Source organism: Streptomyces sp. SID13726 (genome assembly GCF_010548375.1).
Classification (GTDB): Bacteria; Actinomycetota; Actinomycetes; order Streptomycetales; family Streptomycetaceae; genus Streptomyces.
This window is the reverse complement of record NZ_JAAGLY010000004.1, coordinates 457666-472856: the sequence shown is the minus strand read 5'-3', so window position 1 is coordinate 472856 and position 15191 is coordinate 457666. Positions and strand designations below refer to the sequence as shown.

Sequence of the window (15191 nt, the reverse complement as noted above, 5' to 3'; positions counted from 1 at the left end):
CCCGACTGGTCAGCCCACGACAGTCCATGTGTCGCCCCCCGCCAGCAACGCCCCCAAGTCCCCCTTGCCGTTCTGCTCGATGGCAGAATCCAGCTGATCTGACATCTGATCGTCGTACACCGCCCGCTCCACCGACCGCAGCACCCCGATAGGCGTGTGATGCAGCGTGTCCGGGTCCGCCAGGCGGGACAGGGCGAAGGCTGTCGTAGGAGAGGACGCGTGGGCGTCGTGGATGAGGATCTCCGCCTCGTTCGACGGCGTCACCGGCACCACCTTCAGGTCCCCCGTCGCCGCATCCCGGACGACCCCCTTGGACAGGTCCGCGCCGAACCGGATCGGCCGGCCGTGTTCGAGACGGATCACCGCCTCCTCGGCCTGCTGCCGGTCCTTCAGCACCTCGAAGGCCCCGTCGTTGAAGATGTTGCAGTTCTGGTAGATCTCCACCAGCGCCGTCCCCGGGTGGGCGGCCGCCTCCCGCAGCACCGACGTGAGGTGCTTGCGGTCCGAGTCGACCGTCCGGGCCACGAAGGACGCCTCCGCGCCGATCGCGAGGGACACCGGGTTGAAGGGCGCGTCCAACGACCCCATCGGCGTCGACTTCGTGATCTTGCCGACCTCCGAGGTCGGTGAGTACTGCCCCTTCGTGAGGCCGTAGATCCGGTTGTTGAAGAGCAGGATCTTCAGGTTCACGTTCCGGCGCAGGGCGTGGATCAAGTGGTTACCGCCGATCGACAGCGCATCGCCGTCGCCCGTGACCACCCACACCGACAGGTCGCGGCGCGAGGCCGCCAGCCCCGTCGCGATCGCCGGGGCGCGCCCGTGGATCGAGTGCATGCCGTACGTGTTCATGTAGTACGGGAACCGGGACGAGCACCCGATGCCCGAGACGAAGACGATGTTCTCCTTGGCCAGCCCCAGCTCCGGCATGAAGCCCTGGACCGCCGCGAGGATCGCGTAGTCGCCGCAGCCGGGGCACCAGCGGACTTCCTGGTCGCTCTTGAAGTCCTTCATCGACTGGCGGGCCTCGGCCTTGGGGACGAGCGAGAGTGCCTCGATCGTGTCCGTGCCTTCCGTGGACGTCTCAGCCATCGATGGCCTCCTTGAGAGCCGTGGCGAGCTGTTCGGCCTTGAACGGCATGCCGTTGACCTGGTTGTAGCTGTGCGCGTCGACCAGGTACTTCGCCCGGATCAGCGTCGCGAGCTGCCCGAGGTTCATCTCCGGGATGACGACCCTGTCGTACGCCTTCAGCACCGCGCCCAGGTTGCGCGGGAAGGGGTTGAGGTGGCGCAGATGCGCCTGCGCGATCGACTCGCCGGCCGTCCGGAGGCGGCGGACGGCGGCGGTGATGGGGCCGTACGTCGATCCCCAGCCCAGCACCAGCGTGCGCGCCTCGTGCGGGTCGTCGACCTCCAGATCCGGTACGTCGATCCCGTCGATCTTGGCCTGCCGGGTGCGGACCATGAAGTCGTGGTTGGCGGGGGAGTAGGAGATGTGGCCCGTGCCGTCCTCCTTCTCGATCCCGCCGATGCGGTGTTCGAGACCCGGCGTGCCGGGGACCGCCCAGGGGCGGGCGAGGGTCTGGGGGTCGCGCTTGTACGGCCAGAAGACCTCGGTGCCGTCGTCCAGGGTGTGGTTCGGGCCCTGCGCGAACTGCACGGTGAGGTCCGGGAGTTCGTCGATCTCGGGGATCCGCCACGGCTCGGAGCCGTTGGCCAGGTAGCCGTCCGACAGCAGCATCACCGGCGTGCGGTACGTCAGCGCGATCCGGGCCGCCTCCAGCGCCGCGTCGAAGCAGTCGGCCGGGGTGCAGGGCGCGACGATCGGCACCGGCGCCTCGCCGTTGCGCCCGAACATCGCCTGGAGCAGGTCGGCCTGCTCGGTCTTGGTGGGCAGACCGGTGGACGGCCCGCCTCGCTGGATGTCGATCACCAGCAGCGGCAGTTCCAGCGAGACCGCGAGACCGATCGTCTCGGATTTCAGCGCCACCCCCGGACCGGAGGTGGTGGTGACGGCCAGCGAACCGCCGAAGGCCGCGCCCAGCGCCGCCCCGATGCCCGCGATCTCGTCCTCGGCCTGAAAGGTCCGTACACCGAAGTTCTTGTGCCTGCTCAGCTCGTGCAGGATGTCCGAGGCCGGGGTGATCGGATACGACCCCAGGAACAACGGCAGGTCCGCCTGGCGAGACGCGGCGACCAGTCCGTAGGACAGCGCGAGGTTCCCGGAGATGTTGCGGTAGGTGCCGACCGGGAAGGCCGTCGTCGCGGGGGCGATTTCGTAGGAGACGGCGAAGTCCTCGGTGGTCTCGCCGAAGTTCCAGCCCGCGCGGAACGCGGCCAGGTTCGCCTCGGCGATCTCCGGTTTCTTCGCGAACTTCGCGCGCAGGAACTTCTCCGTGCCCTCGGTGGGCCGGTGGTACATCCATGACAAGAGGCCGAGCGCGAACATGTTCTTGCTGCGCTCGGCCTCTTTGCGACTGAGGTCGAAATCTTTCAGGGCCTCGACGGTCAGCGTGGTCAGGGGGACCGGATGAAGGCTGTAACCGTCGAGCGATCCATCCTCCAGCGGCGAGGCCGCGTACCCCACTTTCTGCATCGCCCGTTTGGTGAACTCGTCCGTGTTGACGATGATCTCCGCACCGCGCGGCAGGTCGGCGATGTTCGCCTTGAGGGCCGCCGGGTTCATGGCCACGAGCACATTCGGCGCGTCACCCGGCGTGAGGATGTCGTGGTCGGCGAAGTGCAGCTGGAACGAGGAGACCCCTGGCAGGGTGCCTGCGGGGGCCCGGATCTCGGCCGGGAAGTTGGGAAGGGTGGACAGGTCGTTGCCGAAGGACGCCGTTTCCGAAGTGAAACGGTCACCGGTGAGCTGCATTCCGTCACCGGAGTCGCCCGCGAAACGAATGATCACCCGATCGAGGCGGCGGACATCCTTCACACCGGCCTCTTTGCGCTGCTCTCCCACGACGGTTCCGTCGGCCTGCTCCGCTGCGCTGCTGACCTGACTGGTCACTGAACTGGACCTCCCTCGAGGCGGCTGTTCGGGAGCGGCCTTCCCGCAGGCCTTCCCAGGATCAACCCTACGACCGCAGGGGTCGCCTTCCCCCGACCATTCGCATGATGGACGGGGTTTTGAGACGGTACGACGCCCTGACTTGTCATGTTTTACTCGCCCCCCGGCGCTTTCCTTGAAGACGCTCCCTTTCGTCCCGCGGTTCTCAGGCCCGGCGGCCCCCGTTCCCCCGATCCCTGACACGGAGGTAGAGGCTCACGAGCTGATGGCGCTCACGAGTCCATGGCGTTCAGGGGTTCACGGCGCTCATGAGTTCAGATAGGTGAGGACGGCCAGCACCCTCCGGTGGTCCCCGTCGCTCGGCGAGAGCCCGAGCTTCAGGAAGATGTTGCTGACGTGCTTCTCGACTGCTCCGTCACTGACCACGAGCTGCCGCGCGATGGCCGAGTTCGTACGGCCCTCCGCCATCAGCCCGAGAACCTCCCGCTCCCGTGGCGTGAGATTGGCGAGCACGTCCTGCTTACGACTGCGTCCCAGCAGCTGCGCGACCACCTCGGGGTCGAGAGCGGTACCGCCCTCGGCCACCCGCACCACCGCGTCCACGAACTCGCGCACCTCCGCGACCCGGTCCTTGAGCAGGTACCCCACCCCGCGGCTGGACCCGGCCAGCAGCTCGGTGGCGTACCGCTCCTCGACGTACTGCGACAGTACGAGTACCCCGAGTCCGGGATGTGCCTTGCGCAGTTGTACGGCGGCCCGCACACCCTCGTCGGTGTGTGTCGGCGGCATCCGCACATCGGCGACCACGACGTCGGGCAGCTCGCCCTGGGCGTCCAGCTCACCGATGGTCTTGACGAGCGCGTCCCCGTCACCGACCCCGGCGACGACATCATGCCCGCGGTCGGTCAGCAACCGGGTCAGGCCCTCCCGCAGCAGCACTGAATCCTCGGCGATGACCACCCGCACCCTGTCCTCCACGACTCTCGGCCCCCCAGCCCACCGCCGGCCCACCCGCCGGACAGCCCCAGCATTCCAGCAATCCCACCCGCCTGCGCCCGGCCAGCGGGAATCAGGGGCAGGAATAAGGGGGGAGGGGTTGGGTTTTCGGCCTGGGAGGGGGTCGGGGAGAGGCGGGCCGGGGAGAGGGGGGCCGGGGGAGGGGGCCGCGAGGAGGCACGTCACCTCTGGCACACCGGCCCAGGCACCTTCAGCCCGTCCGGCGTTCGAGGACGAGGCCCTTCAGGGGCCGATGGGGGGCTGGGGGCGCAGCCCCCAGGAGCGGGATCGGGGCCGAAGGGGCGGCAGCCCCTGGAGATGGGACGGGTAGGGGCGCCGGGGGCGAAAACCCCCGACGCCCACGCCGACCGTCACCGAGCCCCCGTCACCGAACCGCCCTCACCGCCCCCTGTCACCGAGCCCCCGTCACCGAACCGCCCTCACCGCCCCTGTCACCGAACCCCCGTCACCGAACCGCCCGCTCCCCCCGCCAAGGCAACTCCGCGGTGACCCGGGTAGGCCCCCCCACCGGAGAATCCACCACCAGAATCCCGTCGACGGCATCCAACCGCTCAGCCAACCCCGCGAGCCCGGACCCGGAGGACACATCGGCCCCGCCCACCCCGTTGTCCACGACCTGGAGCAGCAGCCGGTCCTCCACCCGCCACACATCCACCGCCGCCCACGTGGCCCGAGAGTGCTTGCTGATGTTCTGCAACAGCTCCGACACCGTGAAGTACGCGATCCCCTCGATCGCCGGCGCCGGCCGGGCCGGCAGATCCACCTCCACCTGCACCGGCACCGTGCACCGGGAGGCCACCGAGGACAACGCCGCGTCCAGCCCCCGGTCGGTCAGTACCGCCGGATGAATCCCCCGCGCCAGATCCCGCAGCTCCTGAAGCGCCGTCTTCACCTCACCGTGCGCCTCGTCCACCATCCGCGCGGCCGCCCGGGGATCCTCCGCGAGCTTCTCCTTCGCCAGCCCCAGATCCATCGCCAGCGCCACCAGCCGGGCCTGCGCACCGTCGTGCAGATCCCGTTCGATCCGCCGCAGGTCCGCAGCCGCCGTATCGACCACGACCCCCCGGTCGGACTCCAGCTCCACGACCCGCGCGGACAGCCGCGACGGCCCCAGCAGCCCGTGCACCATCACCCGGTCCACCGTCGTCAGCGCCCGCACGATCCACGGCGTGGCCAGCGTGAACAACAGCCCCACCAGCGCGGTCACGCCGATCTCGAACGGGTTGTCCAGATAGATGTGGTGCGTCTCGTCGCCGTACAGCTGAAGCCCGCCCTGACCGCCGTACACCGGGAAGAGCCAGAACCACAGCGGATACGTCAGCAACGCCCAGCCGTAGGCCCAGAAGTTCACCGCGACGACGAACGAGAAGATCGCCCACGGCAGGTGCAGCACCGAGTACAGCAGGGTCCGCCACGACGTCCCGCTCTTGAGGACCGCCCCCATCCACGACATGAACCCGGACTTCCGCATCCGCAGCGGCTCCGGATCGCCGACCTCGAGACCGAGCAGCGCCCGCGCCCGCGCCCGCTCCAGCGCCCCGAGGCCCCGGCATCCCGCGAGCCCGGCGGCGAAGACCGGGATGCCGAGGAAGGTCACGAGCAGGCCCGCGCCCAGCGAGACCATCGTGACGGCGTAGGTGAACAGCAGGACGCTGATCGGCAGGCTCAGCAGCACATAGCCGAACTCCCGCCAGGTGCGCCCCTCGAACGGCGCCCGAAGCCCCGCCGGCACCCGGTGCCGCCGTACCTTCTCGGGGAACCCGAGCCCGCTGTCGTACCCGTAGTCCGTGGCCATCGACGTCGTCCTTCTTCTCTCGTCCCGCGCCTGTGGTGTCGTAACCGGTGTCGTACCTCCACCCTGCTGCGCCGCAGCTCAACGGACCATGGAGGCCGTCGGCGTCTTGGAAGGGGGGTTTTCCCCACCCCTCCCACCCGCCGCTACGACCGCTCGGGCGCCCGGTCCCGCCACGGGAGCTCCGCCGTGACGACCGTAGGGCCGCCGGGCGGGGAGTCGACGACGAACAGGCCGTCCACCGCGTCGAGCCGCTCCGCGAGCCCGCGCATACCGGTGCCGCCGTCGAGGTCGGCGCCGCCGCGGCCGTCGTCCCAGACCTGGATGAGCAGCCGGTTCTCCGACCGCCACACGTCGACCGACGCCGACCGCGCCCCGCTGTGCTTGCTGATGTTCTGGAGCAGTTCGGAGACGGTGAAGTAGGCGATGCCCTCGATGGCCTGGACCGGCCGAGCGTCGAGGTCGGCGGTCACCTTGACCGGGACCGTGCAGCGCGAGGCGACCGAGGAGAGGGCCGCGTCGAGACCGCGGTCGGTCAGTACGGCGGGATGGATGCCCCGCGCCAGGTCCCGCAGCTCCTGGAGCGCCAGCTTCACCTCGCCGTGCGCCTCCTCGACCATCGCCTGCGCGTACTCCGGGTCCTCCAGGAGCTTCTCCTTGGCGAGGCCCAGGCCCATGGCGAGGTTGACGAGCCGGGCCTGCGCACCGTCGTGCAGGTCGCGTTCGATCCGCCGTAGATCCGACGCTGCCGCGTCCACCACGACCCCACGGTCCGACTCGAGTTCGGCGATACGGCGTTCCAGCTCGTCGGAGGGCGACAACAGGCCGCGCACCATCGCCCGGTCGACGTTGGCGAGGCCCCGCGCGATGAACGGCAGCACCGGCCACAGCACGAACAACGAGGTCAGCGTGACCGTGAAGGTCAGGATGCCCCACGGCAGCCGGATGAAGTCGTACAGCACCGTCCGCCAGCCGACCGGGTCCTTCAGGCCCAGCCACAGCTGGGGGAAGAAACCCGCCCCGCCCTTCTTCGTGCGCCACGGCAGCGGACTCGGTTCGTCCACATGCAGCCCGAGCAGCGCCCGGGCCCGCGCCCGCTCCATCTTGCCCAGCTGACGGGCGCCCAGCAGACCCGCCGCGAGCAGCGGGAACCCGATCACCGTCACGGTCAGCCAGAAGCCGGTGAGCAGCACCGTCACGACGTAGGTGAAGCCGAGGACCGACACCGGAAGGTTCGCCAGCAGATGCGCGATCTCCTTCCAGGTGTGCGCGTCGTAGGCGAAACGTGCCGGTGGCAGCCGCCCGCGGTCCGCTCCTGGGGCGGCTCCGCGGCCGGTTCCCGGGGCGGCTCCGAGGTCGGCCCCTGGGGCGGCCCCGCGGTCGGCACCTGGGGCGGTTCCTCGGTTTGTGCCGGTGGTCGTGGCACGGCTCGGGGACGAGTGGCGATCGGTCATATGGGCTAGCGTGCCGCGCGAGACCGCCGCGCGCCATGAGGCGGACCGCCGCGGCTTGCTGGGGAAAACCCCACCCCTGTCCTCCCGACTGTTTTCAAGGGGTGACGGGCTGCTTACCGTCCCTTTATCAGGGCCTAGACTCCCGTTGCGTACAGATCGTCGAACAGTGGTGTTCCGTGGTGTTCACAGGGAGCGAGGGGCGGACGTGCCGGAACCGACCGTCGTGGCGTCGGACTACTTCCAGTCGTACTCGGTCGTCGGACTGCTCGCCGTCGTCGGCGTGCTGTTCGTCGCGGTCGCCTTCGGCGCCGGCCGGCTGCTGCGACCCGTGGTCCCCACCCCCGAGAAGCTCCTGACGTACGAGTGCGGAGTCGACCCCGTCGGCGAGGGCTGGGCCCACACCCAGGTCCGCTACTACGTCTACGCCTTCCTGTACGTCATCTTCGCCGTCGACTCGATCTTCCTGTTCCCGTGGGCGACGGTCTTCGCCGCTCCCGGTTACGGCGCGACGACCCTGGTCGAGATGTTCATCTTCCTGGGCTTCCTCGCCGTGGGGTTGCTGTACGCGTACAAGAAGGGTGTCCTGGCATGGACGTGACCCCCTCGGAGCCTGTTCTGCTCCCTGAGCCGAAACGTCTGGGCGCCCTCTCCCGCCTCGCCCCCGAGCCGATGAAGGTCGTCCTCAACTGGGGCCGCCGGTACTCCCTCTGGGTCTTCAACTTCGGCCTCGCCTGCTGCGCCATCGAGTTCATCGCCGCGTCGATGGCCCGCCACGACTTCATCCGCCTCGGCGTCATCCCCTTCGCCCCGGGCCCCCGCCAGGCCGACCTGATGGTCGTCTCCGGCACGGTCACGGACAAGATGGCCCCGGCCGTGAAACGCCTCTACGAACAGATGCCCGAACCGAAGTACGTCATCTCCTTCGGCGCCTGCTCCAACTGCGGCGGCCCCTACTGGGACTCGTACGCCGTCACCAAGGGCGTCGACCAGATCATCCCGGTGGACGTCTACGTCCCCGGCTGCCCACCCCGCCCCGAAGCCCTGCTCCAGGGAATCCTGAAGCTCCAGGAGAAGATCGCGCGCGAGTCGCTGGGGGAGCGGTACGGGGTGAACGGGGGGCGGGCTTCGGTGGCCGCGCTGGAGAGTGGGTTGGTGAGGGGGCCGGGGGCGGGGCCGCGGTCGGGGTCGAGGCCGGCTGGGGCTTCTGGTGGAGCGGTGGCTTCGGGTGGAACGGTGGCTTCGGGTGACGGGGTTGCGGCTGCGGGGGGTGTTGTCTCCGGCGGGGGTTCGGGTTCTGGTGGCGGTTCGGGTTCTGGTGGGACCGCGGGTTCTGACAGGCCCGGGACTTCCGGTGAGGGGGAGACGCGGTGACGGCAGTCGGCTGGCTCCCCGCCCCCGCCGAGGAACTCTTCGGCCCGGAGGCCACCGCTGAGGAGTCGTACGAGGTCCTGACGGTCGACGTCCCGCCCACCGCCTGGCTCACGGCCCTGCGAGTGGCCCGCGACGACCTCGACTGCACCTACTTCGACTGGCTCAGCGCGGTCGACGAACCCGGCACCGGCTTCCGCGTGGCGGCCCACGTGGTGGCCATGTCCCCGGTACGACGCCTGCTCCTCCGCACGACGGTCCCCCACGACACCCCCGCCCTCCCCACCGCCGTCGACATCTACGCGGGCGCCGCCTGGCACGAACGCGAGACCCACGAGATGTTCGGCGTCACCTTCGACGGCCACCCCTCCCTCGCCCACCTCCTCCTCCCGGAGACCTTCGAAGGCCACCCCCTCCGCAAGGACTTCGTCCTCGCCGCCCGAGTGGCCAAGGCCTGGCCCGGCGCCAAGGAACCGGTCGAGTCCGACCACGGCGGCCCCAAGCGCCGCCAAATGCTCCCCCCAGGAGTCCCCGACCCCAACGAATGGGGCCCCATGAAGGGCCAACTCCCCACAGCCCCACCCCGCCCCACCCGAACCACCCCCCGCACCCCAGGCACCCCGGCGGACCGCCCGGCCCGCAGGGCACGTACGGCGTCGGAGGGTTCGGCGAGCCAGGCGGAGGAGTCGGCGGGAACGCCGGCGGGGCCTGCGGCGGCTGGTCCTCGGCGTGCGGGTACGGCGGCGGAGGGATCGGCCAGCCAGTCGGAGACGTCGACTGGTGCGGGCGGGGCAGCCGCTGCTGGCCCCCGACGTGCGCGTACGGCGGCACAAGGGTCCGTGAGCCAGGCGGAGACGTCAGCCGGTGCGGGCGGGGCAGCTGCTGCTGGCCCCCGGCGTGCGCGTACGGCGTCGGAGGGTTCGGCGAGCCAGTCGGAGGAGTCGGCGGGAACATCGGCGGGGCCTGCGGCGGCTGGTCCTCGGCGTGCGCGTTCGGCGGCGCAAGGGTCCGTGAGCCAGGCGGAGACGTCAGCCGGTACCGGCGGGGCAGCGGGAGCCGGCGCTCGCCGGGCACTTTCCGCGGCGGACGGCTCCGCGAGCCAGTCGGCGGCGTCCACCGGGCCCGCCGGAACTGAACCGGGTCGCGCACCCACGACCCCCGAGGGCCCCGCGAGCCAGACCGCACCAGGGACCACGGAGTCGGCCGAGGACACCCCGGGCACTTCGACGCCGGGTACCTCGGGGGCGGCTGCCCCTGGAACCGACGCCTCTGCGTCCGCTCCCCCCGCGTCCGACACCCCCGCACCCCAGCGCCCCCGAGCCGCCGGCGCCCCATCCGGCCCCCGTCGAGCGCGCAGTGCCTCGGCAGGTTCCGCGAGCCAACGCGCGGCAGCCGACCCCGAACCGCCCGCCGATGCCCCGAACCAACCCCCGGCATCCCCCAAGCCCCCCACCGCACCCCGCAGCTCAGACGCCCCCTGGCACCACGCCCGCCCGGCCTTCGACGACCCGGCACCTGACCGAAGCCCCACGTCGAAGAACCCAGAAGCCACGGAGACCTCCGAGCAGGCCGAGAAGTCCGAGCAGTCCGATGGGGCCGAGCTCCCCGAGAAGGCCAACGGAACCGCGGAGCCCACAGGCCCCGAGGAACCCGACACCCCGGATACCCCGGACACCCCCGACCACCCCACTGGAGGCCCGCAGTGAACGACGCGCTAGACGTCGCCCTGCGACTCCTGATCGTCTTCGTCGTCTTCCTCACCTTCCCCCTGATCATCGGCCAGACCGAGCACAAGGTGATGGCCCACATGCAGGGCCGCCTCGGCCCGATGTACGCCGGTGGCTTCCACGGCTGGGCCCAACTCGTCGCGGACGGCGTGAAGTTCGCCCAGAAGGAAGACGTCGTACCGGCGGGCGCGGACCGCCGTATCTTCCAACTCGCCCCCGCCGTAGCCCTCCTGCCCTACCTCCTCGTCCTCCTCGCCATCCCGATCGGCCCCGCCGAGGGCGCCGTCGGCGAGGTCGTCGACGCGGGGGTGTTCTTCGTGCTCGCCGTGATGGGCGTGGGCGTCCTCGGCTCGCTCATGGCCGGCTGGGCCTCCGCCAACAAGTTCTCCCTCCTCGGCGGCCTCCGCACCGCCGCACAGCTCCTCGCCTACGAACTCCCGATGCTGCTCACCGCCGCCTCCGTGGCGATGGCCGCCGGAACCGTCTCCCTCCCCGGCATCCTCGACGCCTTCGAGTGGTGGTGGCTGCCCTGGCAGATCGTCGGCGCGATCGTCTTCTTCGTCGCCGGCCTCGCCGAACTCCAGCGCCCGCCCTTCGACATGCCCGTCGCCGACTCGGAGATCATCTTCGGTGCCTACACCGAGTACACCGGCCTCCGCTTCGCCCTGTTCCTCCTCGCCGAGTACGCCGGAATCGTCGTCCTGTGCGGCCTCACCACCGTTCTCTTCCTGGGCGGCTGGCACGGCCCCTGGGGTGCCGACGGTCTCGGCTGGGTCTGGACCCTGCTCAAGACGGCCGTGCTCGCCTTCGTCGTCATCTGGCTCCGCGTGACCTATCCCCGGCTGCGCGAGGACCAGCTCCAGAAGCTCTCCTGGACCCTCCTCGTCCCCCTCTCCCTCGCCCAGATCGCCCTCACCGGCATCGTCAAGGTGGTGATTCAGTAACCATGGCCCCCATTCCTGGAAGTGGCCTCGCCAAGGGCCTGGCCGTCACCCTCCGCACGATGACGAAGAAGACCGTCACCGAGCAGTACCCCGACACCCAGCCCGACCTCCCACCCCGCACCCGCGGAGTGATCGGCCTGTTCGAGGAGAACTGCACGGTCTGCATGCTCTGCGCCCGTGAGTGCCCCGACTGGTGCATCTACATCGACTCCCACAAGGAGACGGTCCCGGCGGCGACCCCCGGCGGCCGCGAACGCAGCCGCAACGTCCTCGACCGCTTCGCCATCGACTTCTCCCTCTGCATGTACTGCGGTATCTGCATCGAGGTGTGTCCTTTCGACGCCCTGTTCTGGTCCCCGGAGTTCGAGTACGCCGAGACCGACATCCGCGACCTCACCCACGAGCGGGACAAGCTCCGCGAGTGGATGTGGACCGTCCCGGCCCCACCGGCCCTCGATGCCGGCGCCGAGGAACCGAAGGAGATCGCCACCGCCCGCAAGACCGCCGAGAAGCTGGCGGCGGCACAGGCCGAACCTCAGCCGGATCAGCGGCCCGAACAACGGCCCGAGCAGCAGCCCGAGCGGCGGCGCGTACAGAGGCCCGAGCAGCAGGAGGGGGACGCGTGAGCCTCACCCCCGCCGCGCTGACCATGGCCGCCGCCGAGACGCACGGCTTCCTCTCCCCGACCGGCGTCGAGATCGCCTTCCTGCTCGTCGGTCTGGTCACCTTCGGCGCCGCGATCGTCACCGTGACCACCAGGCAGCTGGTGCACGCCGCCCTGTGGCTGGTGGTCGCCCTCGGCGGCCTCGCCGTCGAATACCTCCTGCTCACCGCCGAGTTCATCGCCTGGGTGCAGGTCCTCATCTATGTCGGCTCCGTGGTCGTCCTCCTTCTGTTCGGTCTGATGCTCACCAAGGCCCCCATCGGCCGCTCCCCGGACGCGGACTCGGGGAATCGCTGGGCCGCCCTCGCCGTGGCCGTCGCCGCGGCGGCAGCCCTGGTCTGGGTGGTCGTCGATGCCTTCCGGGCCACCTGGATCGACCTCGACGGACCCGCCGCCGGCTCCACCGAGGCCACCGGCGCGAGCCTCTTCCAGAACTGGGTCCTCCCCTTCGAGGCCCTCTCCGTCCTGCTCCTCGCGGCACTGGTCGGCGCGATCGTCCTGTCCCGCAAGGCGAAGGCGGAGTCGAGCTCTCCCCCTGTGAACTCCCGGGGAGCGACCGGTAGTTCCCCATCCGTCCCGGATTCCCGTAATCACCCGATCGGGCGAAATGGGTCGGACACGGGAACTGAGCAGGCCAGGGCCACCGCGTCCGCCAGGACTACCGCACCCGCCACGGCAACCAAGTCCGCCCAGGGAGCCGAGTCCGCCAAGGGCACCGCACCCGCCCCGGCGACCGCCCCCGCCAAGAGCACCGAGTCCGCCGAGGGAACAGAGTCGGCCGAACAGGAAGGCGGCGCCCGCTGATGCACCTCGCCTATCCCGCCGTACTCGCCGCCCTCCTCTTCTGCACCGGCCTCTACGGCGTCCTCGCCCGCCGCAACGCGATCCTCGTCCTGATGTCGGTCGAGCTGATGCTCAACGCCGTCAACCTGAACCTGGTCGCCTTCGACGTCTGGCTCAGCAGGGCCGCCGAGGAGACCCTGCACTCCGGCCAGGCCCTGACCCTGTTCACCATCGCCATCGCCGCCGCCGAGATCGGCATCGGCCTCGCGATCGTCCTAGCCGTCCACCGCAACCGCGGCACCGCCGACATCGACAGGCTCCGCGACACGGCCGAGGGCCACGACCCCGACGATTCCGACGGCTCCGACAGTGACGCCCGCACGGCCGAAGAGGCCGCACGGTCCGGGCGGACCGGGAAGGCTGAGGCCACCGCGTGACCACGACCACCCTCGCCGTCCTCGTCCCCCTCCTGCCCTTCCTGGGCGCCGCGGCCGGTCTGCTCCTGGGACGCACCGCCCCCGGCTTCGTCCGCCCGCTCGCCGTCCTCCCGCCGCTGGCCGCCCTCGCGCTCGCCCGGGTGGTCGCCGTGCGCCAGGGCGGCGACCAGGCCGTGGACGCCGCCACCGAACTCACCCCGACCGGCTCGGTCCCGATCGAACTCGCCCTGCACATTGACGGCTTCGCCGCCCTCGTCGCCGTCCTGGTCGCCTTCGTCGCCACCTGTGTGCAGATCTACTCGACGGGCTATCTGCGCGACGACCCGCGCTACCCCTCGTACGCCGCTCTCGTCTCCCTCTTCACCTCCGCGATGCTGCTCGTCGTCTACTCCGGCGACCTGATCGTGCTGCTGGTCGGCTGGGAGATCATGGGCATCTGCTCGTACTTCCTGGTCGGCCACTACTGGGAGACCCCGGAGGCCCGCGCCGCCTCCCTCAAGGCCTTCCTGGTGACCAAACTCGGTGACGTCCCCTTCCTCATCGGTCTGTTCGCGCTCGCCACCGACGCCGGCTCCTTCCGGATCACGAAGGTCCTCGACGCCGTCGCGCACGGCGGGCTCGACCACCCGACCCTGATCGCCCTGCTTCTCCTCGCGGGCGTGGCCGGCAAGTCGGCGCAGTTCCCGCTGCACACCTGGCTCCCCGACGCGATGGCGGGCCCGACCCCCGTCTCCGCGCTGATCCACGCCGCGACGATGGTCGCCGCCGGTGTCTACTTCACCGCCCGTCTCCTCCCGGTCTTCGAGGCCTCGCAGGCCGCGATGGTGGTCCTCGCCGTCATGGCCGCCGTGACGATGCTCGGCTCCGGCCTCGCCGCGCTCGCCCAGGACGACATCAAGCGCGTCCTCGCCTACTCGACGATCGGCCAGCTCGGCTACATGACCGGCGCCCTCGCCGTCGGCGACCGCGGTGCCGCCGTCTTCCACCTCCTGTCCCACGGCGCCTTCAAGGCGCTGCTGTTCCTCGCGGCCGGCGTGGTCATCCACGCCGCCGGCACCAACTCGCTGGCCGCCATGTCCCGTATGAAGGATCTGCGCGCCCGCGTCCCCGACGCCTTCTGGACGATGACCGTGGCGCTCCTCGCGCTCGCCGCGATCCCGCCCTTCAGCGGCTTCTTCTCCAAGGAGTCGGTCCTCGGCGCCGCCGAGCACGTGGCCACCGGCCACACCGAGCACGCCCCCGGCGCCGCGGGCTGGATCACCCTCGTCGCCGGTCTCCTCACGGCCCTGCTCACCGCCGCGTACGCGACCCGCCTGTGGCTGCTGGCCTTCCACGGCCGGGGCGTCGAGGCCCCCGACCACGGCCGCCAGCCGCTGCCGATGACCGTGGTCCTGTGGATCCTCGCGGTCCCGTCCCTCGCCCTCGGCGCGTTCGCCTACCGCGTGCTGCCCGACTGGTTCGACGGCCGCGACCTCACCCCGACCCTCACCACCTCCGTCGTCGGCACGGGCGTGGCCCTGGTCGGCGGCATCGTCACCTACGCCGCCTGGCGGCACACCAGCGCGCTCGCCACCCGCGTCCCGCTGGGCGCGGTCGCGGCCCACCCCGACGGCGACGCCGGACTGGTCGAGGCCGAGGCCATCGCCAGCCACGAGCCCGCCTACGGAGACGTAGCCCAAGCGCCGGACCCCGCGGACCCCGGACGCCTGCTCCTCGGCCCGCTGCACCGCCACGCGGCCGTCGGCTTCCACCTGGACGCCCTGTACACGGCGCTCTTCGTCCGCCCGGTCCAGGCCGCGGCCACGCTCGTGCGGTTCCTGGACCGCGAGGTCGTCGAGACCTACGTACGCGGCGCGGGCGCGCTGCCCCGCTGGCTCGGCGCCGCCGTACGACGGGCCCAGACCGGCAATCTCCAGACCTATGTGAGCGCGCTGCTCGCCGGCACCGTCGTCCTCGCGGTCGCCGCAGTCCTCGTCGCCACGGGAGCGTGAGCAG

13 protein-coding genes are annotated in these 15191 nt (G+C 70.8%); 8 read left to right on the top strand and 5 right to left on the bottom strand.

The window, feature by feature from the left end; translation table 11 throughout:
- Positions 1 to 9 precede the first annotated feature (9 nt).
- The 5 genes from G3I78_RS13425 to G3I78_RS13405 all read right to left on the bottom strand — a co-directional run bounded on the left by G3I78_RS13425 (position 10) and on the right by G3I78_RS13405 (position 7273).
- Positions 10 to 1089, bottom strand: coding sequence for a 2-oxoacid:ferredoxin oxidoreductase subunit beta (locus tag G3I78_RS13425; RefSeq protein WP_164423843.1), 1080 nt, complete (start codon positions 1087 to 1089; stop codon positions 10 to 12).
- Positions 1082 to 3010, bottom strand: a complete 1929-nt coding sequence (locus G3I78_RS13420) for a 2-oxoacid:acceptor oxidoreductase subunit alpha (protein WP_164423841.1) — start codon at positions 3008 to 3010, stop codon at positions 1082 to 1084. Before G3I78_RS13420 ends, G3I78_RS13425 begins: the two co-directional genes overlap by 8 nt.
- Before the next feature lie 306 nt (positions 3011 to 3316).
- Positions 3317 to 3976, bottom strand: a complete 660-nt coding sequence (locus G3I78_RS13415) for a response regulator transcription factor (protein ID WP_343243745.1) — start codon at positions 3974 to 3976, stop codon at positions 3317 to 3319.
- 496 nt (positions 3977 to 4472) lie between these two features.
- Positions 4473 to 5822 (bottom strand): sensor histidine kinase, encoded by a 1350-nt coding sequence (locus tag G3I78_RS13410; RefSeq protein ID WP_164423837.1) that lies wholly within the window; start codon positions 5820 to 5822, stop codon positions 4473 to 4475.
- Between the two features lie 143 nt (positions 5823 to 5965).
- On the bottom strand, positions 5966 to 7273 hold the full coding sequence (locus G3I78_RS13405; RefSeq protein WP_164423835.1) for a sensor domain-containing protein: 1308 nt from the start codon (positions 7271 to 7273) through the stop codon (positions 5966 to 5968).
- A gap of 205 nt (positions 7274 to 7478) precedes the next feature.
- On the opposite strand from G3I78_RS13405, the gene G3I78_RS13400 reads away from it, so the two are divergent.
- From G3I78_RS13400 to G3I78_RS13365, 8 genes are read left to right on the top strand one after another with little or no spacing between them, the layout of a single operon-like run.
- A complete protein-coding gene (locus G3I78_RS13400) occupies positions 7479 to 7871 on the top strand; it encodes an NADH-quinone oxidoreductase subunit A (RefSeq protein ID WP_343243734.1) in 393 nt (130 codons plus the stop codon).
- Positions 7862 to 8644: an NADH-quinone oxidoreductase subunit B gene (locus G3I78_RS13395; protein ID WP_164423831.1), complete on the top strand. Its 783-nt coding sequence runs from the start codon at positions 7862 to 7864 to the stop codon at positions 8642 to 8644. Before G3I78_RS13400 ends, G3I78_RS13395 begins: the two co-directional genes overlap by 10 nt.
- Positions 8641 to 10347, top strand: coding sequence for an NADH-quinone oxidoreductase subunit C (locus tag G3I78_RS13390; RefSeq protein WP_164423829.1), 1707 nt, complete (start codon positions 8641 to 8643; stop codon positions 10345 to 10347). The genes G3I78_RS13395 and G3I78_RS13390 overlap by 4 nt, the downstream gene beginning before the upstream one ends.
- Entirely contained in the window at positions 10344 to 11312 is a 969-nt protein-coding gene (locus G3I78_RS13385; RefSeq protein WP_164423827.1) for a complex I subunit 1 family protein, read from the top strand. Before G3I78_RS13390 ends, G3I78_RS13385 begins: the two co-directional genes overlap by 4 nt.
- 2 nt (positions 11313 to 11314) lie before the next feature.
- Positions 11315 to 11938, top strand: a complete 624-nt coding sequence (locus G3I78_RS13380; RefSeq protein WP_239157788.1) for an NADH-quinone oxidoreductase subunit I — start codon at positions 11315 to 11317, stop codon at positions 11936 to 11938.
- 23 nt (positions 11939 to 11961) lie between these two features.
- Positions 11962 to 12780: an NADH-quinone oxidoreductase subunit J gene (locus G3I78_RS13375; RefSeq protein ID WP_239157815.1), complete on the top strand. Its 819-nt coding sequence runs from the start codon at positions 11962 to 11964 to the stop codon at positions 12778 to 12780.
- Positions 12780 to 13196 carry an NADH-quinone oxidoreductase subunit NuoK gene (gene nuoK, locus G3I78_RS13370; RefSeq protein WP_164423826.1) on the top strand — a complete coding sequence of 139 codons (417 nt, stop codon included), beginning with the start codon at positions 12780 to 12782 and terminating at the stop codon, positions 13194 to 13196. Before G3I78_RS13375 ends, nuoK begins: the two co-directional genes overlap by 1 nt.
- Positions 13193 to 15187 (top strand): NADH-quinone oxidoreductase subunit L, encoded by a 1995-nt coding sequence (locus tag G3I78_RS13365; RefSeq protein ID WP_164423824.1) that lies wholly within the window; start codon positions 13193 to 13195, stop codon positions 15185 to 15187. The genes nuoK and G3I78_RS13365 overlap by 4 nt, the downstream gene beginning before the upstream one ends.
- The last annotated feature ends 4 nt before the right edge of the window (positions 15188 to 15191 follow it).

Excerpts from the sequence above, each read along its gene's own strand:
- G3I78_RS13425 (WP_164423843.1), bottom strand. The coding sequence starts at position 1,089 with ATGGCTGAGACGTCCACGGAAGGCACGGACACGATCGAGGCACTCTCG.
- G3I78_RS13410 (WP_164423837.1), bottom strand. The coding sequence starts at position 5,822 with ATGGCCACGGACTACGGGTACGACAGCGGGCTCGGGTTCCCCGAGAAG.
- G3I78_RS13405 (WP_164423835.1), bottom strand. The coding sequence starts at position 7,273 with ATGACCGATCGCCACTCGTCCCCGAGCCGTGCCACGACCACCGGCACA.
- G3I78_RS13395 (WP_164423831.1), top strand. The coding sequence starts at position 7,862 with ATGGACGTGACCCCCTCGGAGCCTGTTCTGCTCCCTGAGCCGAAACGT.
- G3I78_RS13380 (WP_239157788.1), top strand. The coding sequence starts at position 11,315 with ATGGCCCCCATTCCTGGAAGTGGCCTCGCCAAGGGCCTGGCCGTCACC.
- G3I78_RS13375 (WP_239157815.1), top strand. The coding sequence starts at position 11,962 with ATGGCCGCCGCCGAGACGCACGGCTTCCTCTCCCCGACCGGCGTCGAG.
- nuoK (WP_164423826.1), top strand. The coding sequence starts at position 12,780 with ATGCACCTCGCCTATCCCGCCGTACTCGCCGCCCTCCTCTTCTGCACC.